At 57.8% G+C, this 21,883-nt stretch carries 22 protein-coding genes; 12 read left to right on the forward strand and 10 right to left on the reverse strand.

All coding sequences use genetic code 11. The features are described from left to right. Window positions 1–37: 37 nt before the first annotated feature. Together FPL19_RS01770 and FPL19_RS01775 are read right to left on the reverse strand one after the other, a co-directional pair. Complete coding sequence (locus FPL19_RS01770; RefSeq protein WP_150910025.1) at window positions 38–298, reverse strand: hypothetical protein; 261 nt, start codon at window positions 296–298, stop codon at window positions 38–40. Between the two features lie 104 nt (window positions 299–402). Beyond that, window positions 403–2,205 carry an acyl-CoA dehydrogenase gene (locus FPL19_RS01775; protein ID WP_150910027.1) on the reverse strand — a complete coding sequence of 601 codons (1,803 nt, stop codon included), beginning with the start codon at window positions 2,203–2,205 and terminating at the stop codon, window positions 403–405. 111 nt (window positions 2,206–2,316) lie between these two features. On the opposite strand from FPL19_RS01775, the gene FPL19_RS01780 reads away from it, so the two are divergent. After that, window positions 2,317–3,312 carry a GlxA family transcriptional regulator gene (locus FPL19_RS01780; RefSeq protein WP_150910029.1) on the forward strand — a complete coding sequence of 332 codons (996 nt, stop codon included), beginning with the start codon at window positions 2,317–2,319 and terminating at the stop codon, window positions 3,310–3,312. A 110-nt stretch (window positions 3,313–3,422) separates the two neighbouring features. Further along, window positions 3,423–3,587, forward strand: coding sequence for a hypothetical protein (locus FPL19_RS17500; protein ID WP_191965196.1), 165 nt, complete (start codon window positions 3,423–3,425; stop codon window positions 3,585–3,587). 19 nt (window positions 3,588–3,606) lie between these two features. Here the strand turns inward: FPL19_RS17500 and FPL19_RS01785 are convergent, their stop codons facing one another. Beyond that, window positions 3,607–4,626 carry a CNNM domain-containing protein gene (locus FPL19_RS01785; protein WP_150910031.1) on the reverse strand — a complete coding sequence of 340 codons (1,020 nt, stop codon included), beginning with the start codon at window positions 4,624–4,626 and terminating at the stop codon, window positions 3,607–3,609. Between the two features lie 9 nt (window positions 4,627–4,635). Beyond that, on the reverse strand, window positions 4,636–6,690 hold the full coding sequence (locus FPL19_RS01790) for an NADPH-dependent 2,4-dienoyl-CoA reductase (protein ID WP_150910032.1): 2,055 nt from the start codon (window positions 6,688–6,690) through the stop codon (window positions 4,636–4,638). A gap of 96 nt (window positions 6,691–6,786) precedes the next feature. Between FPL19_RS01790 and FPL19_RS01795 the strand changes: the two genes are divergently transcribed. The 9 genes from FPL19_RS01795 to FPL19_RS01835 all read left to right on the forward strand — a co-directional run bounded on the left by FPL19_RS01795 (window position 6,787) and on the right by FPL19_RS01835 (window position 15,677). Continuing rightward, complete coding sequence (locus tag FPL19_RS01795; RefSeq protein ID WP_150910034.1) at window positions 6,787–7,599, forward strand: crotonase/enoyl-CoA hydratase family protein; 813 nt, start codon at window positions 6,787–6,789, stop codon at window positions 7,597–7,599. A gap of 100 nt (window positions 7,600–7,699) precedes the next feature. Further along, complete coding sequence (locus FPL19_RS01800; RefSeq protein WP_150910036.1) at window positions 7,700–10,534, forward strand: monovalent cation/H+ antiporter subunit A; 2,835 nt, start codon at window positions 7,700–7,702, stop codon at window positions 10,532–10,534. Continuing rightward, a complete protein-coding gene (locus FPL19_RS01805; RefSeq protein ID WP_150910038.1) occupies window positions 10,534–10,899 on the forward strand; it encodes a Na+/H+ antiporter subunit C in 366 nt (121 codons plus the stop codon). The genes FPL19_RS01800 and FPL19_RS01805 overlap by 1 nt, the downstream gene beginning before the upstream one ends. Continuing rightward, a complete protein-coding gene (locus FPL19_RS01810) occupies window positions 10,896–12,413 on the forward strand; it encodes a monovalent cation/H+ antiporter subunit D (protein ID WP_150910040.1) in 1,518 nt (505 codons plus the stop codon). The genes FPL19_RS01805 and FPL19_RS01810 overlap by 4 nt, the downstream gene beginning before the upstream one ends. After that, the gene (locus tag FPL19_RS01815; protein WP_150910042.1) at window positions 12,413–12,901 is read left to right on the forward strand and encodes a Na+/H+ antiporter subunit E; all 489 of its coding nucleotides are present in this window, start codon (window positions 12,413–12,415) and stop codon (window positions 12,899–12,901) included. Before FPL19_RS01810 ends, FPL19_RS01815 begins: the two co-directional genes overlap by 1 nt. After that, window positions 12,898–13,167 (forward strand): K+/H+ antiporter subunit F, encoded by a 270-nt coding sequence (locus FPL19_RS01820; RefSeq protein ID WP_150910044.1) that lies wholly within the window; start codon window positions 12,898–12,900, stop codon window positions 13,165–13,167. Before FPL19_RS01815 ends, FPL19_RS01820 begins: the two co-directional genes overlap by 4 nt. Before the next feature lie 46 nt (window positions 13,168–13,213). Further along, the gene (locus tag FPL19_RS01825; protein ID WP_150910046.1) at window positions 13,214–13,546 is read left to right on the forward strand and encodes a Na+/H+ antiporter subunit G; all 333 of its coding nucleotides are present in this window, start codon (window positions 13,214–13,216) and stop codon (window positions 13,544–13,546) included. A gap of 89 nt (window positions 13,547–13,635) precedes the next feature. Beyond that, a complete protein-coding gene (gene ppnP, locus FPL19_RS01830) occupies window positions 13,636–13,917 on the forward strand; it encodes a pyrimidine/purine nucleoside phosphorylase (RefSeq protein ID WP_150910048.1) in 282 nt (93 codons plus the stop codon). Window positions 13,918–14,030: 113 nt separating this feature from the next. Then, window positions 14,031–15,677: a fatty acid--CoA ligase gene (locus tag FPL19_RS01835; RefSeq protein WP_150910049.1), complete on the forward strand. Its 1,647-nt coding sequence runs from the start codon at window positions 14,031–14,033 to the stop codon at window positions 15,675–15,677. 19 nt (window positions 15,678–15,696) lie between these two features. Here FPL19_RS01835 and FPL19_RS01840 read toward each other — a convergent pair whose 3' ends face one another. From FPL19_RS01840 to FPL19_RS01865, 6 genes are read right to left on the reverse strand one after another with little or no spacing between them, the layout of a single operon-like run. Further along, window positions 15,697–16,950, reverse strand: a complete 1,254-nt coding sequence (locus FPL19_RS01840; RefSeq protein ID WP_150910051.1) for a D-amino acid dehydrogenase — start codon at window positions 16,948–16,950, stop codon at window positions 15,697–15,699. Window positions 16,951–16,976: 26 nt separating this feature from the next. Then, window positions 16,977–17,333 carry a translation initiation factor Sui1 gene (locus FPL19_RS01845; protein WP_150910053.1) on the reverse strand — a complete coding sequence of 119 codons (357 nt, stop codon included), beginning with the start codon at window positions 17,331–17,333 and terminating at the stop codon, window positions 16,977–16,979. Between the two features lie 3 nt (window positions 17,334–17,336). After that, window positions 17,337–17,873: a DUF4136 domain-containing protein gene (locus FPL19_RS01850; RefSeq protein ID WP_150910055.1), complete on the reverse strand. Its 537-nt coding sequence runs from the start codon at window positions 17,871–17,873 to the stop codon at window positions 17,337–17,339. Further along, a complete protein-coding gene (locus FPL19_RS01855) occupies window positions 17,870–18,496 on the reverse strand; it encodes an IMPACT family protein (protein WP_150910057.1) in 627 nt (208 codons plus the stop codon). Before FPL19_RS01855 ends, FPL19_RS01850 begins: the two co-directional genes overlap by 4 nt. A 17-nt stretch (window positions 18,497–18,513) precedes the next feature. Further along, on the reverse strand, window positions 18,514–19,851 hold the full coding sequence (locus FPL19_RS01860) for a sensor histidine kinase (RefSeq protein WP_225314257.1): 1,338 nt from the start codon (window positions 19,849–19,851) through the stop codon (window positions 18,514–18,516). Beyond that, the gene (locus tag FPL19_RS01865) at window positions 19,848–20,534 is read right to left on the reverse strand and encodes a response regulator transcription factor (RefSeq protein WP_150910059.1); all 687 of its coding nucleotides are present in this window, start codon (window positions 20,532–20,534) and stop codon (window positions 19,848–19,850) included. Before FPL19_RS01865 ends, FPL19_RS01860 begins: the two co-directional genes overlap by 4 nt. 148 nt (window positions 20,535–20,682) lie before the next feature. Between FPL19_RS01865 and FPL19_RS01870 the strand changes: the two genes are divergently transcribed. Next, window positions 20,683–21,852: a GNAT family N-acetyltransferase gene (locus tag FPL19_RS01870; RefSeq protein WP_150910061.1), complete on the forward strand. Its 1,170-nt coding sequence runs from the start codon at window positions 20,683–20,685 to the stop codon at window positions 21,850–21,852. Window positions 21,853–21,883 lie beyond the last annotated feature (31 nt).

A 21,883-nucleotide genomic window follows, 5' to 3' on the forward strand; every position in this document is an offset into this window, starting at 1 on the left:
ACCAGCCCCTAAAGCGGGGCCGGCACTCCCACAGCCGTTACTGCGTGGCGTCGTCGTAAGTATCTTCTGCAGATTCCGCTGCTTCCTCAGCGGCCTCTCCCATTTCTTCACCGGCGTCACTGGCGGCGTCTCCAGCTTCTTCCATCGCGTCTCCGACGGAATCACCGGCATCCTCCATCATGTCTCCGGCGTTATCAGCCGCCTGCTCCATATCGACTCCTTCGTCTTCCTCGGAGCTGCAGGCCGAAAGGCCGATCGCCAGAACCATTAAAAGCGCGCTTAGCGTAACTTTCTTCATCACATGTCCCTCTGTTCTGTTGGCTGTTCAGTCGATGTTTACGACAGCGCACAGCATAGGGTTACGGCCCACGCTAAAGCAATTACCGGCAAATTACCCTTTGGTCAGAACCAGTCTGACTTCATGTTCAGACAGGTGTCGTCCTGATTTCGCAGAAGCACCAGGTCCTGGGCCACGGTGGGTAATTCCCAGTGAAAGAAGTACTGGGCAGCCTGCAGCTTACCCTGATAGAAATTGCGCTCGTCATCGGTATTGGCCGAACCCAGGGCATGAGCTGCCGCATTAGCCTGGCGCAGCCACATCCAGGCCACAATGATGTGGCCAAACAGGTGCAGGTAGCAGGAAGCGTTGGCCAGCACACGGTCCGGGTCCTCGGACATCAGTGATTTGCCCAGGCCCTGGGTAACCTTCACCGCCTGCTGCAGGGTTTCACTCAGGGACAGCGCCCACTGCTGGCAGCGTTCGGTGGTCGCGGCTTCAAGATCAGTTTGCATTTCCTGCATCAGCAACTGTAAGCCGTGGCTCTGATCCTGCCAGATTTTGCGGCCCAGCAGGTCCAACGCCTGAATACCGTTGGTGCCTTCATGAATCGGATTCAGACGATTATCCCGCCAGCACTGCTCTACCGGATATTCCCGGGTATAGCCGGCACCACCGTAGACCTGAATGGCCAGGTCGTTTGCCCTGGGACCGTATTCAGACGGCCAGGCCTTGATCACCGGCGTCAGCAGGTCCAGCAGTTTGCCCGCGCCGACACGCTTTTCCTCGTCCGGATGGGTGTGCTGGTCGTCCATCAGCCGCGCTCCGTAGAGGCACAGCGCCAGACCGCCTTCGCTGTAGGCTTTCTGGGCCAACAGCATACGACGCACATCGGCATGCTCGATAATGGGAATCTGCGGGGTTTCCGGGTTCTTCTCGGACGCCTTGCGGCCCTGCACGCGATCTTTGGCGTATTCCAGGCTGTGCATGTAGCCGCGATAACCGATGACGGCCGCACCAAAACCGACGCCAACCCGGGCTTCGTTCATCATCTGGAACATATATTTCAGGCCCTTATGGGGCTCGCCCACCAGGTAACCGTGACAGGGTGCGTCATCGCCAAAGCTCAATGCGGTGGAAGTGGTGCCACGGTAGCCCAGTTTGTGAATCAGCCCGGCCAGGTTCACGCCGTTGCGCTCGGTGGGGTTACCCTGCTCGTCCACCACAAACTTTGGCACGATAAACAGGGAAATGCCCTTTACACCCGCGGGCGCGCCTTTGATCTTGGCCAGCACCATGTGAACGATATTTTCGGTAATGGACTGCTCGCCACCGGAAATCCAGATCTTCGCGCCCTTGATAAGGTAATCGCCCTCATCCGTTGGGGTCGCTGAGGTACGGATATCCCCGAGCGAGGAACCGGCATGGGGCTCACTCAGCGCCATGGTGCCGCTAAAACGCCCACTGAGCATGTGAGGCAGATAGGTATCTTTCTGCTGATCGTTGCCGAATACCCGTATAAGGTTGGCGGCGGCGGTGGTCAGGAAGGGATAGCCCGCAGTTCCCGGGTTGGCGGCGGTGAAGAAGCCGTTGCAGGCGGCCATGACCGATTCTGGCAGCTGCATGCCTCCGAGTTCGTAATCGTATCGTCCTGCAATGAAGCCTGCCTCGGCGTACGCATCAAAGGCTTCTTTGACCTGGGGCAGCATTTCCACCTGGCCGTCCACGAACTTCGGCTCGTCTTTATCCGCCGCCGAGTTATGAGTGGCAAACTTTTCCCGGGCGATCTTGTCCGCCGTTTCAATCACCGCGTCGAAGGTTTCGCGGCTGTGCTCGCTGAAGCGCTCACGTTTGATCAGGCTTTCGGTGTCAAACACTTCGTAGAGCTGGAAGGCAAGATCGCGGCGGTCGATTAGTGTATCGGTCATGTCGGGTCTCCTGTTGAATGCCGTAAGCCTCTCACAGGCCGCACTCCCTGAAAACCGGCATTTATGACATAATCCTGGTCAATTCCGCCATTACCCTGACTTGGAGTTCGCATGCAAACGGTTACGGTTATTGGGTTTGATGGCGCACTTGGCAGTGCCATTACTGGCATTATTGATCTGTTTCGACTGGCGGGGGTGACCTGGGCGCGTATCAACAACGAAGAGCCGACACCACGGTTCACCACTCGCCTACTGACCATGGATGGCCAGCCGTTCCGTTGCATCAACGGTATTACCCTTTTGCCGGATGGTGCGCTGAGCGATCCTTCCTGTGAGCCCGCCGAAAACAGCCTGGTCATGGTGCCCACCATTGGCGCGCAGATTTCCCGGGTACTGGAAACAAGTCGGGGGCTGGTTGACTGGCTGGCGCAATCCAGTCAACAGAATGACGGCCAGGTTCGCATTGCCAGCAACTGCACCGGTGCATTTCTGCTGGCGGAGGCTGGACTGCTGGATGGCCGCGAGGCGACCACCCACTGGGGTTTCAGTGAACAGTTCAGGCATCGCTATCCGAAAGTGGATCTTCAACCGGAAAAGCTCGTCACGGTGAACGAACCGATCGCCTGTGCCGGTGGTGGTATGGCGTGGTGGGACCTGGGCATTTACCTGGTGGAACGTTATGCCGGCGCGCAGACGGCCCGGGAGCTGGCAAAATCCTTTGTTATTGATGCCGGACGTACCAGCCAGGCGCCCTATTCCGCCCTCCAGGCCCGTCGATACCATTCAGATTCCGCGATTCTCAGGCTCCAGGAATGGCTGGACGCGCACTTTCCCGAGCCGGTCACACTGCAAACTCTTGCCGCATTGAGCGGCCTGACGGAACGATCACTGATCCGCCGCTTCAAGGCCGCCACCGGCGACACCCCCACCGGCTATCTGCAGGTGCTGCGGATTGAATCAGCAAGACAGTATCTGGAACAGTCCCGGCTTTCCGTGGATGCCATTACCCAGAGGGTGGGCTATGAAGACGTCAGCTCTTTCAGCCGCCTGTTCAGGAAACACACGGGGCTGGCGCCGGGCGCCTACCGGTCAAGATTCGGCGTTTGAGGCACAGCGCACAAAGGCATGGCCCGCGTTATGCATTGGAATAACCCAGGGAGCGCAACACGCTCTTGAGTGTAAAGTATATCGACAGGTGTAACGATGGGAGAATCACCATGAACGCACCGATTCAACAAAGCCAGGCAGATATCCTGAACCGGCTGTACAGTATGAAACAGAAGCAGCTTGAACAGGCTGTTCAGCAGGGCAATCGCCTACGCTGCCAAGTACTTGAGGCAGAAGCCGACGCGATTTTCAGTGCACTGAAAAGCCTGCGATAATCGGTAAGTCGGGCATCTGTCAGGACTGATACTTCTTCAGGCGACGGCTCCATCTCTGTTTCGCGTAGCGGCGAAGGTTAGACACATTGTCCGTCTCATCCATGATTTCTGTGCCCAAAAGTGTCTCCAGTATGTCCTCCAGCGTCACTATGCCCATCCAGATCCCCAGTTCGTCATAGACTACCGCCAGATGCTGCCGTTCCCGCAGCATTTCGGCGAAGACCAGTTCAATATTGGTATTTGCCTTGACCCGTTTCACCTGCCTCAACAAGTCTCTCAGGTCACTGTCATCAGACAGACCGATCAGATCGCTACGATGAATATAACCAAGGGACTCGCCTTCCTCATCGATCATCGGATAGCGGCTAAAAGGCCCGCTCTTGACCTTTTCACGGAACGCTTCAACGGTAATGTCTGGCGCAACGGTTTTACACACCGTCCGGGGGGTCATCACCGCACTCACCTTGATTTCGTGGAACCTGAGAACGTTCTGGATCATTCGCCGTTCGTCGTTGTCCAGAGCCTGCTGGTCCAGGCCAATCTCCGCCAGGGCGCTGATTTCGGCCCGGATGTCCACATCCGGCTCGCTGGAGCCGATCCGGCGGGTGATCTGTTTGGACACCCAGATGAAGGGCAGCAGTGATTTCATCAGAAAACCAAGCACTGCCGGCAGGCGGGGAGCAAGTCCCCGCCAGTACTTTGCGCCGATGGTCTTGGGAATAATCTCGGATAAGATCAGAATGGCCAGGGTCATGACCGCCGAGGCTGCACCCAGCCAGGCTTCACCAAACACGACGGCAACCTGAGCGCCCACACCGGTCGCTCCGACCGTATGGGCAATGGTGTTTAGCGTCAGGATCGCCGAAAGCGGGTCGTCGATGTTGTCCTTGAGCTTTCTGAGCCTGGCAAACAGCTCGGGGCTGTCCTTTTTCAGAGACGCAATATAGCTGGGCGTGATCGACAGCAGCGCAGCCTCCAGAATCGAGCACAAGAACGAAAAGCCGATTGAAAGAATCGCAAACGCGATTAATAACGTCATAGAGGTTGTTTAAACTCCCGCTGCCACTTCGGTCCCCTGACGGATCGCGCGTTTCGCATCCAGCTCTTCCGCCACGTCAGCGCCGCCGATCAGGTGTGTCTTGATGCCCTTGCTGGACAGATCATCGTATAGCGATCTGAAGGGTTCCTGCCCGGCACAGATCACCACGTTGTCCACCGCCAGCACTTTTGATTCCACAACCTTGCCATCCTTGTCGGTCACCGTGATGTGCAGACCCTCATCGTCAATTCGGTCGTAACGGCAGCCGCCCATCATTTCCACATCCCGGTGCTTGAGGCTGTTACGGTGAACCCAGCCGGAGGTTTTACCCAGCCCACCGCCGACCTTGGTGGTTTTCCGCTGCATCAGATAGATCTTGCGTGGGCTTGAAGTCGGCTTACGCTCGGCCAGGCCACCGGGCCCTTCATAGTCCGGCTGGACGCCCCACTCGGCTTTCCAGTCCTCGAAATCCGCCTGCTGGCCTTCCGGATGGTGTGTCGCATCGTGAGTGAGGAACTCGCTGACATCGAAGCCAATACCGCCGGCGCCAATGACCGCCACGGAGTTGCCAACCGGCTTGTTGTGCCTGAGCACATCCAGGTATCCAAGCACTTTCGGGTGATCAATGCCTTGAATGGCCGGGGTTCTGGGTTTAACGCCAGTGGCAATGATGACATCGTCAAAACCGTCCTGTTTCAGGCGGTCGGCGTCCACCCGAGTGTTCAGTTGCAGATCGATCTCCAGAAGCTCGATCTGCCGCTGGTAGTATCGCAGGGTTTCGTAGAATTCTTCCTTGCCGGGGATGCGTTTGGCGTAATTGAACTGGCCGCCAATCTTGTCATCGGCCTCGAACAGGGTGACGTGATGACCCCGTTTAGCGGCCGTTGTCGCGGCAGCCAGTCCCGCAGGCCCGGCGCCCACGACGGCGACACGACGGCGGACCGGGGCCACTGTCAGCACCAGCTCGGTTTCATGACAGGCTCGCGGATTCACCAGACACGAGGCCCGCTTGAGCTGGAACACGTGATCCAGACAGGCCTGATTACAGGCAATGCAGGTGTTGATTTCATCGCTGCGGTTTTCCTGGGCCTTGCGAACAAATTCGGAGTCCGCCAGCAGCGGCCGCGCCATGGAAACCATATCGGCTTTGCCGGCGGCCAGAATCTCTTCACCTTTTTCCGGCGTGTTGATGCGGTTGGTGGTACAGACCGGAATATTGACCTCGCCATAAAACTTCGCAGTTACCTCGGAAAAGCCACCCCGGGGCACGGAGGTCACGATGGTAGGCACCCTGGCCTCGTGCCACCCAATACCGGTATTGATAATCGTAGCGCCGGCCTGCTCGATAGCCTTGCCCAGCTTCACCACTTCGTCCCAGGTCTGACCGCCTTCCACCAGGTCCAGCATCGATAACCGATAGATAATAATGAAATCCGGGCCTACGGCCTCTCGCATGCGACGCACGATTTCCACCGGCAACTGCATGCGGTTTTCAAACGGCCCGCCCCACTTGTCCTTGCGCTTATTCGTGCGCTCGCACAAAAACTGGTTGATGAAGTAGCCCTCGGACCCCATAACCTCAACGCCGTCATAACGGGCCAGCTTTGCCAGCTTTGCCGCACTGACAAAATCGTCAATCTGCCTGTCCACCGCCTTCGTAGAAAGAGCTTTCGCTTTGAACGGCGTAATGGGCGCTTTGGTGGCCGATGCGGACACACTGAACGGGTGGTAGCTGTAGCGTCCGGCGTGCAGTAGCTGCAGGCAGATCTTGCCGCCAGCGTCGTGGACCTCGCTGGTAACGTGACGATGCAGCATGGCCGTGCCCCGGTTGTTCATGGTAGATGCAAAAGGCGACAGCTGACCGACCATGTTCGGGGAAAACCCTCCGGTCACCATCAGACCTACGCCACCCTCGGCCCGCTCGGCGAAGTACCGGGCCAGCTTGTGGATATTCCAGAACCGGTCTTCCAGACCGGTGTGCATGGACCCCATCAGCACCCGGTTCTTCAACTCGGTAAATCCAAGGTCCAGGGGTTTGAGAAGGTTGGGATAGGCTTGGTTCATGGTTGTCTCTCTCGTTCCTTTGCAGGGGCGTTCTCATCGGGGTCCAACATGGTAGCATAGCGCTCTCAGACCAATGTATGACACGGAACCGACACTATGAGCAGCTCCACATCCGACCGGGTGCAGATCAGTATCGACAATGGCATTGCCATGGTTACGCTCAACCGGCCGGAAAAGTACAACGGGCTGGACATGCCCATGTTCAAAGCCATCACCGACGCCGCCAGAACGCTAAAAAAGGATCGTAGCGTGCGCGCCATCATTCTGAGCGGTGCCGGTGAGGCATTCTGCTCTGGCCTCGATGTCAAAACGGTGTCGAAAAACCCGACGAACTTCTTAAAGCTGCTGTTTAAACCTGGCCGGAAGATCAGCAACCTGGCCCAGGACGTAGGCTATCTGTGGCGGGATGTGCCGGCGCCGGTGATTGCCGTGACCCACGGCTACTGTTTCGGTGGCGGCTTCCAGATCGCACTGGGCGCGGACTTCCGTTTTTCCACCGCAAGCTGTGAATTCTCGATTATGGAGAGCAAGTGGGGGCTGATTCCCGACATGAGCCTTGCGGTAACGCTGCGGGAGCTGATTCCCATAGACCTGGCAAAAGAACTGACCATGACGGCCCGTCGCTTCACCGGCACCGAGGCACGCGATATGGGATTGGTGAGCCGGGTATGCGACGATCCGATGGCCGAAGCAAAAGCGTTTGCGAAGGAACTGGCAGAACGCTCGCCAGATGCGACCGCGGCCAGCAAGCTGCTGTTCAATCGGACCTGGAGCGCCTCAGATAAAGAAGCGCTGGACTGGGAGACACGGCTACAGAAAAAAATCATTGGAAGAGCAAACCAACGGATCGCCATTGCGCGCAACTCCGGCGAGCCCGAAAAAACCTATCGGGATCGAAGAGGCCTTTAGCCTGCGACTATTTCAGTCTTGACCTGCACTGACGGCCACGTATGATCAGGGCGTTCAGTGCCTCTCAATCCATGAAAGAAAAACTAAAAAAGAGGTCGCGATGTCGCTACCGCTGGTTGTTTTACTGCCTTTTCTGGGTGCCCTGGCCGCACCACTGTTCGCACAAGGTGGGCGCACGGCCGTTGCTATAGCGTCGTCCATACCTGCCGTTATCGGTCTGGCGGCCCTCTTTCCGCACTGGGAAACCCTTGCCAACGGGGGCATTGTCCAAACCAGCTACGCCTGGATGCCCTCGCTGGGACTTTCGTTCAGCTTCCGGCTTGATGGCCTCTCCCTACTGTTTGCCCTGCTGATCCTGATCATCGGGCTGCTGATCATCCTGTATGCCCGCTATTATCTGAAACCCCAGGAAAATATTGGCAAGTTCTACGCCATGTTGCTGTGTTTCAAGGGTTCGATGCTGGGCATTGTTCTGTCGAGCAATCTGCTGTTGATGATGATTTTCTGGGAGCTAACCAGCATCACCTCATTCCTGCTGATCAGTTTCTGGAGCCACAAACAGGACGCCCGCAGGGGCGCCCGCATGGCCCTGGCTGTCACCGGCGGCGGAGGCCTTGCGCTGCTGGCTGGCATTCTGCTGATTGGTGACATTGTTGGCAGCTATGAACTGGCGGACGTTCTGGCCTCAGGCGAGCTGATCAAGAACCACAGCCTGTACCCCATCGTGCTGACACTGGTGCTGCTGGGCGCCTTCACCAAATCGGCCCAGTTCCCGTTCCATTTCTGGCTCCCACACGCCATGCAGGCTCCGACACCGGTATCGGCCTATCTGCATTCGGCCACCATGGTAAAGGCTGGCATTTTCCTGATGGCGCGGCTCTATCCTGCCCTGGCCGGTACCGAGCAGTGGTTTTACATGGTCAGCTTTACCGGCATGGTTACCCTGCTTCTTGGCGCTTATGTTGCGATGTTCAAACATGACCTTAAGGGCCTTCTGGCGCACTCGACCGTCAGCCACCTGGGGCTGATTACCCTTTTACTGGGGATGGGTACCAATCTGGCGGCCATTGCAGGGATTTTCCACGTTATCAACCATGCCATCTTCAAGGCGTCGCTTTTTATGGCGGCAGGCATTATTGATCACGAAACCGGCACTCGTGATATGCGACAGATCAATGGACTCTGGCGATACATGCCACACACCGCCACCCTGGCCATGGTTGCAGCTGCCTCCATGGCCGGCGTGCCGCTATTGAACGGCTTCCTCAGCAAAGAGATGTTTTTTGCCGAGGCTCTGGAGCTGAATCTGCCGGGCATCTGGGCTTACCTGCCACCCCTGGTGGCCACCCTGGCCGGCATATTCGCCGTGGCCTATTCGGCTCGCTTCATTCACGATGTCTTCTTCAACGGCAGGCCAAAGAATTTGCCGATTTTCCCGCCCCATGAACCCCCGCGGTATATGAAGATACCGGTGGAAATCCTGGTGTTTGCGTGCCTCGCGGTCGGCGTGTTTCCTGCCTTGTCCGTCGGGCCTTTGCTGTACGCGGCGGCGTCGGCGACCCTTGGCGGGCCGGTTCCAGAATATCACCTAACCGTGATTCACGGGCTTAACCTTCCGCTATTAATGAGCGTTCTCGCCTTTATGGGCGGCCTTGTTATGTATAGCCAGCGCCAGCGCTTTTTCGATTTTCACGCCCGTTTCAGGGAAATCGATGAAAAAGCGGTCTTCGAGGCAATGGTCAGTCGCACAGCCGACCTGGCCCATCGCATCACCGCTCGAATCGAGAACGGGTCGCTTCAGCGTTATGCCATGCTTCTGGTTGTCAGTGCGATTGCCGTTGCAATCACACCGATGATGACCCTGGGAATTTCCATCGGCGAGAACAGCCTTTCACCCATTGATCCACCGACCCTCATCGGGATGGCCATTCTGGTGCTGGCCGCATTTGCAACCGCGATAGTCCACCGCAACCGTTTTTACGGGCTGATCATGCTCAGCGTGGTAGGCCTGATGGTATCCCTTGGCTTCGCAAGGTTCTCGGCGCCAGATCTCGCGATGACCCAGCTCTCGGTTGAAGTTGTCACCATTGTCTTGCTGATGCTTGCGCTTTACTACATGCCTTCATGGACGCCAGTGGAATCCACCACCCGCCGCCGCGTTAGGGATATCCTGATTGCTGGCACGGCAGGCCTGGGCATGACCCTGGTTACCCTGGCAATGCTAACCCGGCCGTTCAGCTCTATTTCCGATTTTTTTCTGGAGAACAGCAAACCCGGGGGTGGCGGCACCAACGTGGTGAACGTCATTCTCGTGGATTTCCGTGGCTTTGATACCTTGGGCGAAATAACCGTATTGGGCATTGCAGCTCTCGGCATCTACGCGATGCTGCGCAACGTCGCGCTGACGCCGCCGTCGACCGACGGACTGGGCAATCCCTGGTCCAAAGATGCCTATCCGTTAATGCTCCAACAGGTCGCCCGCCCCATGTTGCCGTTGGCATTGATGGTTTCCTTCTTCATCTTCTTCAGAGGCCACAACATGCCGGGCGGCGGCTTCATAGCTGGCCTGATTACCGCCGTCGCCCTGATTCTTCAGTACATCGCCAATGGCATGTCCTGGACCCAGGACAAGATCAAGATCAAGTACCACAACGTGATTGGCCTTGGGCTGCTGTTCGCCGTAATAGCCGGCGCGGGTAGCTTTGCGTTCAGCTATCCCTTCCTGACATCCACATTTGGCTATATCACCTGGCCGATCGTAGGCAAGTTTGAAGTGGCTTCGGCCATGGTATTCGATCTCGGGGTCTATCTGGCGGTCATCGGGGCCACTTTGCTGGCTCTGGTCAGTATCGGGCGCCTGTCACCGCATTCGGCCATTAACAGCCGGGCCGAAACTCCGGACCCGGCGACTGTCAAGCAAGAGGAGGATCACTGATGGAGCTGGCATTTGCACTCGTGATTGGCGCACTGACAGCTTCTGGTGTGTACCTTCTTCTCAGGGCAAGAACCTTTCCTGTGGTAATGGGGCTGACCCTGTTGTCCTACGGCGTGAACATGTTTCTGTTTTCAACCGGACGACTTGTGACCGGCGGGCAACCGATCATTGGTACCACCGAAAATTACGCCGACCCCCTTCCCCAGGCGCTGGTTCTGACCGCCATCGTGATCGGATTCGCAATGACAGCCTTCGTGGTGGTGCTCTCGCTCCGCAGCCTTGCCGACCACAGCGACGACCATGTGGATGGCAGACTGAATGATGTAACAAGGGTCGAAGATAGCCAGGAGGATTCGAAATCATGAACCACTGGCTGTTTGCGCCCATTCTGATTCCATTGCTGGGCGGTATTCTTCAAGCCTTTATGGGATACGCTCCGGTAGCACTGCGCCGGACTCTGGGTATCGCTACCACCGTTCTGACTCTGGCGTCGGCCATCGCCCTGATGGCGCTGGCGGACGACGGTGCCTATCGGCTCTACGCCTTCGGTAACTGGCAGCCACCTTTCGGTATTGTGCTGGTGCTGGATCGCCTGGCTGCATTGATGCTGGTACTTACAATGGTGCTGGCCCTGTTTGCTCACGTGTACTCACTGGGAGGCGCCGATGAGAGTAACCGCCAGTTCCACGGATTGTTCCTGTTTCAGCTACTGGGCCTGAATATCGCCTTCCTGACCGGCGACCTTTTTAACCTGTTTGTGGCGTTCGAGGTGCTGTTGATCGCCTCTTATGGTCTGCTGATGCACGGTGAGGGAAAGAGCCGGACCACTCCCGGCCTGCATTATGTCGTGCTGAACCTTATAGGCTCTGCCATGTTCCTGATCGGTGTTGGCATGATCTACAGCATCACAGGGACCCTGAACATGGCGGATCTGGCCCGCGAAATCCCGAATCTGGCGCCGGTAGACCAGCCAATTGTTAAAGCAGGCGGCTTGATCCTTCTGGTGGTATTTGGCCTGAAAGCGGCCATTCTGCCGCTCTGCTTCTGGCTCCCCGCCGCTTATGCCAATGCGACCGCGCCGGTGGCGGCGTTGTTCGCTATCATGACCAAAGTCGGCATCTACGCCATTCTTCGGATCTACAACCTGATATTCGGCGAGCAAGCAGGCGCTCTGGCCGGGCTGGGTATGGACTGGCTTTTCCCGCTGGCATTGATCACCCTGGCAATGGGCGTGATTGGTGCTCTTGGCGCAGCCAACCTTCGCAAACTGGTGGCGTGGCAGGTCATCATTTCGGTCGGCACACTGCTGGCGGCCGTTTCCTTTGGAACCCAGGAAGGAACCGCTGCGGCGCTTTTCTACCTTATTAACACCACCTGGGTTGCAGGTGGACTGTTTCTGCTTGCGGATCTTGTGGCCGGACAGCGGGGAAGCGCAAAAGACCAGATCGTTACCGCCCCGAAAATGCGCAACCGCACGTTCCTGAGCACTCTGTTTCTGGTAGGCGCTGTTGCCGCCGTCGGCCTGCCACCACTCAGCGGTTTTTTTGCCAAACTGATGATTCTCAATTCTGCCCAGCCGGGGGTAGAGCGGATCTGGCTCTGGTCTGTACTGCTCATCGGCAGCTTCTTCACGCTGATTGCCTTCAGCCGGGCAGGCAGTATCGTGTTCTGGCGAAATGTTGAAGGTCACCTGGCAGAGACCCGTAAGCTCACAGGGGTTATATCGGTGCCCGCCAGTGCGCTTCTGGCTCTGAGCGTGGTCATTGTAATTCTGGCAGAGCCAATCAGCCGCTACGTTGACGACACCGCCGCGCAGTTGCACGATCCATCGGCCTACACCAGAGTTTTGCAGACACCCATGGTTGAGGAGGAACAATAATGCTGGATCGACTGACGTTCCCCCAACCCTACCTGAGCCTGCTGCTATTCATTGTCTGGCAGTTTCTGATGGATGGCGTTTCCGGAGCCAGCGTTGTGACAGGCCTGATTCTAGCCTGGATCATCCCCCTGATTACCCACGGATTCTGGCCTGAGCGTCCGGCCTTTATCCTGGCCTGGAAGTTGCCAGCCTATCTGGCAATCGTGTTACTGGATATTCTGGTGGCCAGTTTCAGCGTGGCGAAACTGATTCTGAGCCGTCGCACTCCCCGCTCTATCTTCGTGTCATACCCGCTTGAACTGGATCATCCCCTGGCCATCACTATTCTTGCGGGCACCATCTCCCTGACCCCCGGCACCGTTAGTGCCGACGTCAGCGATGATCACAAACTCCTGCTTATTCATGCCTTGGACGCCGAAACCGCTGACGAAGTGATAAAGAGCATCCGCGAACGCTATGAAAGCCGGCTGAAGGAAATGTTCAAATGATGACCTTTGCTCTGCAGATAACCATCGGGATGGTTATTATCGCTGCCATTCTCAACGTCTATCGCCTTATCAAGGGCCCGGATGCACCGGACCGGGTGCTGGCCCTGGATACGCTTTACATCAATACAATCGGCCTTATCGTGCTTCTGGGCATCAGCCTGGGCACCCGCATGTATCTGGAGGGGGCACTGCTGATCGCCGTTATGGGCTTCATCGGCACGGTTGCTCTGGCCAAGTATCTCAAACGCGGCAGCGTCATCGAGTAATTGCCATGACAACTGCGGCCCCGATTGAACAAGAGGACAGATAATTATGAATCCCATCGCTGAGTACGCCATGGTTGCCCTGCTGCTGACAGGCGGCTTCTTTTCTCTGGTCGGGGCCATCGGGCTCGCCCGTCTGCCGGATTTCTACACCAGGCTGCATGGCCCGACCAAGGCCACCACCGTGGGCATTGGCGCCATTGTGATTGCCTCCATGGTGTTTTTCGGCAGTAGGGGAGAGGGCCTGGAGATTTCAGAGCTGCTGATTACGGTTTTTCTGTTTATTACAGCACCGATCAGCGCCAATTTCCTCGCCAAGGCAGCGATGCATATGGGCATCGTTCCGTTTGAGGAAACCCGGGGCAATACCTGGGACCAGTAAGTGCTAGCTTTTTTCACCAATAAATTTGTCATTGGAAGTGCATAAAAATCCCGTATAGTGGGCGTCCCAAATTTTCAGGAGCCCGACACATGCTAAAAGTGAACGAGTATTTCGACGGACGCGCCAAATCCATCTCTTTCCAGTCCTCCACGCTGCCCGCCACTGTAGGCGTTATCAGCCCGGGCGAGTACGAGTTCGGCACCACCAAGCGGGAAACCATGACCGTCCTCAACGGTGCTCTGACCGTTCTCCTGCCAGGAATGGAAGAGTGGATGACCTACGGTGCAGGTGAATTCTTCGAAGTCGCCGGCCAGTCCAGTTTCAAAGCCCGGACCGACGTCGACGTCGCCTATCTTTGCACCTATCAGTAAAAGACTCTGGCACCTGTAAGTAACCAGGTGCGCACCTATCGGTGACGCGCAATCTGTGGCAGATTAGTCCCTCTTCTCCGACAAAAACCAACAAGCGAGAAAGAGGGACAGTCATGGCCAACACGCGCATTCTGCCGCCGGCAGACAACGCCTACCAGTACCCACTGCTGATCAAACAGCTTCTGCTGTCCGCGCCGCGCTACGCGCCCGATCAGGAAATCATCTACGCCAATAAAAGCCGCTACACCTACACCGACCTGGTGGAGAGAATCCACCGGCTAGCCAATGCCCTGACCGACGCAGGCATCGGACCCGGCGACACAGTGGCCGTGATGGACTGGGACACGCCCCGTTACCTGGAATGCTTTTTCGCGATTCCAATGATTGGCGCTGTGCTGCACACCATCAATGTGCGCCTCTCACCAGATCAGATTGTGTATACCATGAATCATGCCGAAGACGATCTGGTGCTGATTCACGACGACTTTCTGCCTCTGCTGGAAGGCGTCAAAGGCGACATCAAAACGGTCCGCAACTATATCCAGTTGACAGACGAGGCCAAGGCCCACTCAACACAGCTTCCTAGCCTTGGTGAGTACGAGTCGTTGCTTGCCAAAGCGGCAACCGAATTTGATTTCCCGGATTTCGACGAAAACAGCATCGCCACCACATTCTATACAACGGGCACTACGGGTAACCCCAAAGGCGTTTTCTTCAGCCACCGCCAACTGGTGCTGCATACCCTGGCCATGACCGGTTCGTTATCGGCGTTCGATGAGATGCCAATGCTGCGGTCGTCCTCCGTGTATATGCCCGTCACGCCCATGTTCCACGTCCATGCCTGGGGTGTTCCCTACGCCGCCACCCTGCTGGGCATCAAGCAGGTCTACCCCGGCCGTTATGAACCGGAGCTACTGGTGGACCTGCTGAAAGAACACAAGGTGACCTTCTCCCACTGTGTACCCACCGTCATGCAGATGATGATGGCTACCGAATCCATCAAGACAGCTGACCTGAGCAACTGGCACGTGCTGATCGGCGGCAGCGCCCTCACCCGGGGCTTGTGCGATGCTGCTGCCGGATTGGGCATCAGGATGTACACCGGCTACGGCATGTCGGAAACCTGCCCGCTACTGTCTGCAACCCATCTGAAACCTGAGGATCTTGAACTTCCTCTGGCGCAGCAGACATCCAAGCGCATCAAAACCGGTGTTGCCGTGCCCATGGTGCAGATTGAGATCGTCGACCCGGACGGCAAGCCTGTGGCCCACGATGGCGAGGCCAAGGGCGAAGTCGTGGCAAGGGCGCCTTGGCTGACCCAAAGCTACTTCAAGGAGCCCGAGAAAGGCGAGGAACTCTGGCAGGGCGGCTGGCTGCACACCGGCGACGTTGCTTCCATGGAGCCGAACAGCACGCTGATGATCAAGGACCGCATCAAGGATGTGATCAAGACCGGCGGAGAATGGCTCTCATCCCTGGATCTGGAAAACCTGATCAGCCAGCATCCGGCAGTAGAAGGCGCCGCAGTGGTAGGCGTGCCGGACGAAAAGTGGGGCGAACGCCCACATGCCATGGTGGTGCTCAAGCCCGGGGAAAAGGCCACGCTGGAAGAACTTCAGGACCATCTCAAGAAATTTGTGGACTCCGGCGAAATCAATAAATGGGCCATACCGGGCAAGATTGATTTCGTGGATGACATTCCCAAAACCAGTGTTGGCAAGATCAACAAGAAGCTGATTCGGGATCAGCTACAGAGCTGACCTGTCACTTCTGCGGAATTCAGAGGCCGGCGAAGGCGAAATCCACGTCCGGTCTCTGCCCGCTAACGATATCCGCCAGCGCCGCGGCCGATCCGCAGGAATGGGTCCAACCGAGAGTTCCGTGGCCGGTATTCAGAAACAGGTTGGCGAACTGGCATCTGCCAATATAGGGAATATTGGAAGGCGTGGTGGGTCGCAGGCCGGTCCAGAACTCCGCCTGGTCCCATTGTGCGGCGTCGGGCATGATCTCGGCGGTGCGCCGGACAATGGCCCGACACCGGGTCAGATTCAGCTCGCGGCTGTAGCCGCTCAGCTCGGCGGTGCCGGCGACCCGTATGCGGTCGCCCAACCTTGAGAACACCAGCTTGTACTCGTCATCGGTCAGGCTCACCTGATAGGCCGCCTCTTCGTTTTTGACCGGCACAGTAATGGAATAGCCTTTCGCCGGATAGATATTGAGAAACAGTCCGAGCTTTCTTGCCAGAATCGCGCTGTAGCTGCCCAGACTGAGCACATAGTTGTCGGCCCTGAGGGTCTGGTGCTGGCCATCATGGATGACGTGCACGCCCAGGATGCGGTGCGAGGCCTGCTCGAACCCCACCACCTCCGTGCCGTAAAAAAACCTCACGCCAGCGTCTTCGGCCCGTTTTGCCAGAGCCTGGGTGAATTTTCTGGCATCGCCGGACTCGTCTTCGCTGGTGTAGGTGGCGCCGGCAATGCGATCCCTGATTGGCGCCAGGGCAGGTTCAATCTCTACCGCCTGGCGACCGTCGATTACCTGCCGGTCACAGCCAAGTTCCCGCATGATGCGGGCAGGCTCCAAAGCCCCCTCGAATTCTTTGGGGTTGGTGTAAAAATGCAGGATGCCTTTGTCCAGCTGGTCGTATTCAAGGCCTGCCTCGTTGCGCAGGGCCTGCAGACAGCTGCGGCTGTAGGTCCCCAGATTGACCATCTGACGAATGTTATACGCCGCGCGGGCCGAGGTGCATTCTCTGAGAAACGACAGCGCCCAGCGCCACTGGGCCGGATCCAGGCGCGGCCGGAACAGCAGCGGCGCATCCGGCTTGAGCATCCATTTCAGGACTTTCAGCGGGGCTGACGGGTTGGCCCAGGGCTCGGCGTGAGAAACCGACACCTGGCCACCATTGGCATAGCTGGTTTCGGTTCCCGCCTTGCGCTGACGTTCAACTACGGTAACGTCATAGCCTTTCTGGCGCAGGTACCACGCCGAGGTAACACCTACGACACCGGCACCCAGCACAATCACGTGCATTCAGACACTCCTCAGCCGTTCAACGATCAACCACCGGCGCGTTTTACGGTCCAGCCTTTTTCCTTCAACAGCGGGACCAGGATGTCCCGCTGATCGCCCTGTATCTCCACCACACCATCCTTGACGGTACCTCCAGTGCCACAACGGGCCTTGAGCTGCTTGGCGTAAGCCTTGAGCTCGGAACCGGCCAGCGGAATGCCGGTAATCAGGGTCACACCTTTGCCTTTGCGGCCCTTGGTTTCCCGACTGACCCTGACTACGCCATCACCGGCCGGCGCAACGTCTTCCCCGCAACGGCAGTCGGTAACCGGATGACGGCAATCGGGGCACATCCGCCCCTGCTCGGTGGAAAAAACCAGGCCGCCGTCGGCATTCTTCTTCATGAATCAGGCCCCCGGCGGATACTTCGCGAACATGTCAGTTACGATCTTTCCAATGAGTTCCTGGCGGTCTTCGGAAGACATGTCTTCATCAAGGTAACGGCGACTGGCTGCCCGCCAGACCACCTGCTTGGACTGCGCGTCGACGAACTGGACCACCAGCTTGCCTTCTTTGACTTTCTCAATGGGTGGCGGTGCGGAAATACCCCAACCAAAGTTACCACTGCCAAAGCCCAACCCGAAACCGAAGCCGGAGCCTCCGCGTTCAATGCGCTCTTCGGTCACAATCCGCCAGTCAACTAAAAGGTCAGCCTCTTCGTTGTCAGCTTTCCGCAACGACTCGCCTTTCATTTCCTGTTCTATGGCATTGCGGATGCGGGTGTCATCCAGCGATACATACTGGTCGCCGTCTTGCCTGGCGGGGGCAAAGCTCCAGGTATCGTAATTGCCAAAGATCGTGCCGGAATCATAATCGGTGACCACGGTGCTGGCACAGCCAGCAATCGTGATCGCAAACACGGAGATCATTAGTGCCTTGATCATTCCATCACCTCTTCAGGGTTGCTCTGTGTATCCATTTCCAGGCCCCGGGCCTCGCAGAACTCTTTAAGCTCTTCAATTCGGTCCCGGGGCATCTCCAGGGTTACCTTAACGGTGGCGTCATATTCGACGTTTTCAATGAGGGCCTCGCGGCCCTCGCACCAGTGTCTCAGGGGCTGCTCGTCCGCAAAGTCCATGATAACCCGTGCGGTTTCAACGGGTTTCTGAACCACCCGATCCACTTCCGACAATACGCTCTCCGCTGCCCCGGCGTAGGCTCTTACCAGCCCGCCAGCGCCCAGTTTTACACCGCCGAAGTAGCGTATGACCATCACCAGCACATTGCCCATGTCCTTGTGCTGAATCACCCCCAGAATTGGTTTACCGGCGGTACCGGACGGCTCGCCATCGTCGTTCATGGCGGCTTCAGCTGCGGCTCCCGGTCGGCCGATCTGGTAAGCCCAGCAAATGTGCCGGGCATCCGGATGATCGGCATGGGCCCGGGCCAGCCACTGCTTCGCCTCATGGCGGCTCGCTACCGGTACAACGCGGGCGATAAACCGACTCTTTTTGACCTCGGTTTCCCGCTCAAGGAAACCGGCAGGAACGGGATAGTCCACAGACATCAGGTTTTCCCATGTTTTCAGGCGTCGCGGCTGAACACCGGCAGGCTCAGGCGCACTACCAGCCCGCCCGCGTCCGAATTAAACGCTTTGATATCGCCATCATGAAGGCCAAGAATGTCGCGGGCAATAGCCAGACCTAACCCCCAGCCTTGGCCCCCGCGGGATTTGTCGGCCCGAAAGAAAGGTTCGAAAAGCTGGTCCAGGGTATTTTCGGGAACCCCCGGCCCCTCATCTGTGATGTCCACGAGAAACCGCTGGCCTGCCGTCTTGAGGCTGATGGTAACGGGGTGCCCGGGCGGCGTATGGTCCAGCGCGTTCTGCAACACGTTATCCAGCGCCCGCTGCAACAGATTGGCGTCACCCAATACCAACGCATGCTCCGAGTCAGGGGACACGGTCAGGCGGCAATCCACCCCCTGGTGCTCGGCATAATCCGCGGCATCTGCCAGCACGCTGTTCAATACATGGAGCAACTGAAACGGCTCCCGCTGGATGTCGTCACCCTGATCAGACACGCTATAGAGCGTCAGGATCTGCGCCGTCATGGCCTCCAGGCGTTCGTTCTGACGGAGAATGGACGCCAGCAGATCTTCATCGACACTGCCGTCATCGGCAAGCTCAATGGCAATACGCTGGCGGGTCAGCGGCGTCCTGAGGTCGTGGGAGATATCCCGCATCAGGTGTTTCTGCCGTTCGAGCAGATAGCACAGCCGCTCGGTCATACCGTTAAATGCGGTGGCCAGGGCACCGATTTCGTCACGCCTTGAAGCAATCCGACGGCTGACCCGAAGGTCGATATGGCCGCCGGCAATATCACGGGCAGTAGACTCCATATGCCTGAGTGGCCGGGACACCAGCCTGGCCACCCACCAGCAGGCCAGCGTGATAATCACAAATGCCAGCAGCAGTTCGAACCAGCGATACAGCCGGGCATCCACCCAGCCTTCCGCGCCTTTACGGGGCCAGGCAACCAGTTGGTAATCATCGGCCACCGGAATAACCGCCGGTTTCAGGTGGTACCAGCCACTGGATTCAAGCCGCTCGCGGATTACCTGGGGCAGCTCGTCGTCATTGCGGTCTACCTCAATCAGGCGCAGGTGCAGGTCCAGTCGCTGCCCTTCGGACTTGAGGTAGCGCCACAGACTGCCGCCATCGCCGTCACGTCGGAAAGCCAACGCCTGCATGGCAACTTCCCGAAGGCCGGCCTGGCGCTCGATCGCTGCCCGCTCACGATCCTGCAGTGTATGGGTGACCATATTGCCGACCACCACGGCCAGGGCCATGGCAACCCAGATTGAAATGAACACCCGCCAGAACAGCGTAACCCGCAGCCCGCGCCGCATCAGACCGGTCATACCGGGACCCGGTAGCTGTAGCCCAGTCCCCTGACCGTCTCAATCCGCGGCGGATCGTCACCGCCAAGCTTCTTTCTCAGATTACTGATATGCATGTCCAGGGTCCGGTCATAGGCTTCCAGCCGTCTGCCCAGCGCCCACTGCATCAGGTCAGTCTTGCGCACGACGCTGCCCGCATGGGCCAGCAGAACCTGCAGGACTTCGTATTCGGTGGCAGTCAGGTCCAGCACCTGGTCGTTCTGGTAGATGCGACGCTGAACGGGCTCGACCCGCAGATCCCCATAGAGCCTGCTTTCGTCCACGTCCACTTCGCTGTCCCAGGCTATACGCCTGAGCAGAGCCTGCATCCGGGCGATGAGCTCTCGCGGGTTACAGGGTTTGGGAATGTAATCGTCCGCACCCACTTCGAACCCGACGATGCGATCCGTCTCGTCGCCCCGGGCGGTCAGAAGCACCACCGGCAGGTGAGTTTTTGCCCGCAACTGCCGAAGCACATCCAGGCCGCTGATATCCGGTAACATCACATCCAGCACCACAATATCGCAATCCTGGCCCATGGCCAGCGACAGACCATCGTTGCCGTTAGCCGCCTCGCGCACGGTGAAGCCCTGATTGGTGAGATAGCGTGACAAAAGCGAACGAAGTTCATCATCATCTTCAACCAGCAAGACCCGGTTTTGCATAAAACTCCTCCTGAAACCTTCCGAAAGTCTACCACGCCCTGAAACCGGGCCGCTGCGGCCAGAGGGTTTTTGCAAAACCTTTACACCATGGTCTCCAGGACAGATTCTGGCGTATGGTATCGGGAAACCCACAGGAGCTCGCCCCGACATGCCCGACCCGACTCTTCCCGAACTCACCATCACCACCTGCGAGTCCATCGAAGAGATTGGCCGGCAACAGTGGCAGGCGCTTGCCGGCACTGGCAATCCGTTCCTGAGGTATGAATTCTTCGTGGCGCTTGAGCAGTCCGGCTGCACCCGGGCAGAAACCGGCTGGCAGCCCCAGCACCTGGTTATCCGCGCAGGCGACGAGATTATGGGCGTGGCCCCTGCCTATCTGAAAACTCACTCCATGGGCGAATACGTCTTTGATTTTGCCTGGGCCGAGGCTTATCAGCGCCACGGTCTGCCCTATTATCCGAAGTTGCTGGTCGCCATCCCCTTCACTCCCTCCCGCGGGCCCAGACTTTTAATTGATCCCGCCGTGCGAACGCGCCTCAGACCCGGTGACGTTCCCGCCTTGCTGGATTCGGTGATTGCCGACCTGGGCGTTCACTCGTGGCACCTGTTATTCCCGGACGTCGCTGACCAGTCACTGCTTCATCAGGAAGGCGAACTGCACAGACTGGGCTGCCAGTTCCACTGGCATAACCACAATTACAGCAACTTCGATGATTTTCTGGCAGCGCTCACCTCCCGCAAGCGCAAGGCGATTCGCAAAGAGCGCCGGCAGGTGGCCGAACAGGGCATCACCTTCAAACGCTACCATGGCCGGGATATCTCTGATCATGTGCTGTCAGCGTTCTATGTGTTCTATCAGGCCACCTACCTCAAACGTGGCCAGCGGCCCTATCTTAACGAATCCTTCTTCCAGCAGATCCGGGAACGCCTGCCGGAGCACCTGACGCTGATCATGGCTGCCCAGGACGGCCGAATGATCGCTGGTGCCCTATTCATGAGCGGCCAGGACACGCTCTACGGTCGCTACTGGGGCTGCCTGGACGAATACAACTTTCTGCACTTCGAAACCTGTTACTATCAGGGCATCGAATTGGCCATTGAACGGGGCCTGGCACGCTTCGATGCGGGGGCTCAAGGCGAGCACAAACTGATCCGTGGGTTTGAGCCGGTTCTGACGCATTCCTGGCACGGCATAGCGCACCCTGATTTCCGGGAGGCCATTGCCAGGTTTACCGAGGAAGAGGCGATCCACGTCAGGGCCTATACTGATGAAGCATCAGACGCACTGCCTTTCCGTCAGCCCGGAACAAGTCAGTAGCAGCCCCCTTTGCTCACCGACATGTTACAGA

The organism is Marinobacter halotolerans, assembly GCF_008795985.1.
In the GTDB taxonomy this organism is placed as follows: Bacteria; Pseudomonadota; Gammaproteobacteria; order Pseudomonadales; family Oleiphilaceae; genus Marinobacter; species Marinobacter halotolerans.

Coding starts and splice junctions, on each gene's coding strand:
- FPL19_RS01770 (WP_150910025.1), bottom strand. CDS start 298: ATGAAGAAAGTTACGCTAAGCGCGCTTTTAATGGTTCTGGCGATCGGC.
- FPL19_RS01775 (WP_150910027.1), bottom strand. CDS start 2,205: ATGACCGATACACTAATCGACCGCCGCGATCTTGCCTTCCAGCTCTAC.
- FPL19_RS01780 (WP_150910029.1), top strand. CDS start 2,317: ATGCAAACGGTTACGGTTATTGGGTTTGATGGCGCACTTGGCAGTGCC.
- FPL19_RS17500 (WP_191965196.1), top strand. CDS start 3,423: ATGAACGCACCGATTCAACAAAGCCAGGCAGATATCCTGAACCGGCTG.
- FPL19_RS01785 (WP_150910031.1), bottom strand. CDS start 4,626: ATGACGTTATTAATCGCGTTTGCGATTCTTTCAATCGGCTTTTCGTTC.
- FPL19_RS01790 (WP_150910032.1), bottom strand. CDS start 6,690: ATGAACCAAGCCTATCCCAACCTTCTCAAACCCCTGGACCTTGGATTT.
- FPL19_RS01795 (WP_150910034.1), top strand. CDS start 6,787: ATGAGCAGCTCCACATCCGACCGGGTGCAGATCAGTATCGACAATGGC.
- FPL19_RS01800 (WP_150910036.1), top strand. CDS start 7,700: ATGTCGCTACCGCTGGTTGTTTTACTGCCTTTTCTGGGTGCCCTGGCC.
- FPL19_RS01805 (WP_150910038.1), top strand. CDS start 10,534: ATGGAGCTGGCATTTGCACTCGTGATTGGCGCACTGACAGCTTCTGGT.
- FPL19_RS01810 (WP_150910040.1), top strand. CDS start 10,896: ATGAACCACTGGCTGTTTGCGCCCATTCTGATTCCATTGCTGGGCGGT.
- FPL19_RS01815 (WP_150910042.1), top strand. CDS start 12,413: ATGCTGGATCGACTGACGTTCCCCCAACCCTACCTGAGCCTGCTGCTA.
- FPL19_RS01820 (WP_150910044.1), top strand. CDS start 12,898: ATGATGACCTTTGCTCTGCAGATAACCATCGGGATGGTTATTATCGCT.
- FPL19_RS01825 (WP_150910046.1), top strand. CDS start 13,214: ATGAATCCCATCGCTGAGTACGCCATGGTTGCCCTGCTGCTGACAGGC.
- ppnP (WP_150910048.1), top strand. CDS start 13,636: ATGCTAAAAGTGAACGAGTATTTCGACGGACGCGCCAAATCCATCTCT.
- FPL19_RS01835 (WP_150910049.1), top strand. CDS start 14,031: ATGGCCAACACGCGCATTCTGCCGCCGGCAGACAACGCCTACCAGTAC.
- FPL19_RS01840 (WP_150910051.1), bottom strand. CDS start 16,950: ATGCACGTGATTGTGCTGGGTGCCGGTGTCGTAGGTGTTACCTCGGCG.
- FPL19_RS01845 (WP_150910053.1), bottom strand. CDS start 17,333: ATGAAGAAGAATGCCGACGGCGGCCTGGTTTTTTCCACCGAGCAGGGG.
- FPL19_RS01850 (WP_150910055.1), bottom strand. CDS start 17,873: ATGATCAAGGCACTAATGATCTCCGTGTTTGCGATCACGATTGCTGGC.
- FPL19_RS01855 (WP_150910057.1), bottom strand. CDS start 18,496: ATGTCTGTGGACTATCCCGTTCCTGCCGGTTTCCTTGAGCGGGAAACC.
- FPL19_RS01860 (WP_225314257.1), bottom strand. CDS start 19,851: ATGACCGGTCTGATGCGGCGCGGGCTGCGGGTTACGCTGTTCTGGCGG.
- FPL19_RS01865 (WP_150910059.1), bottom strand. CDS start 20,534: ATGCAAAACCGGGTCTTGCTGGTTGAAGATGATGATGAACTTCGTTCG.
- FPL19_RS01870 (WP_150910061.1), top strand. CDS start 20,683: ATGCCCGACCCGACTCTTCCCGAACTCACCATCACCACCTGCGAGTCC.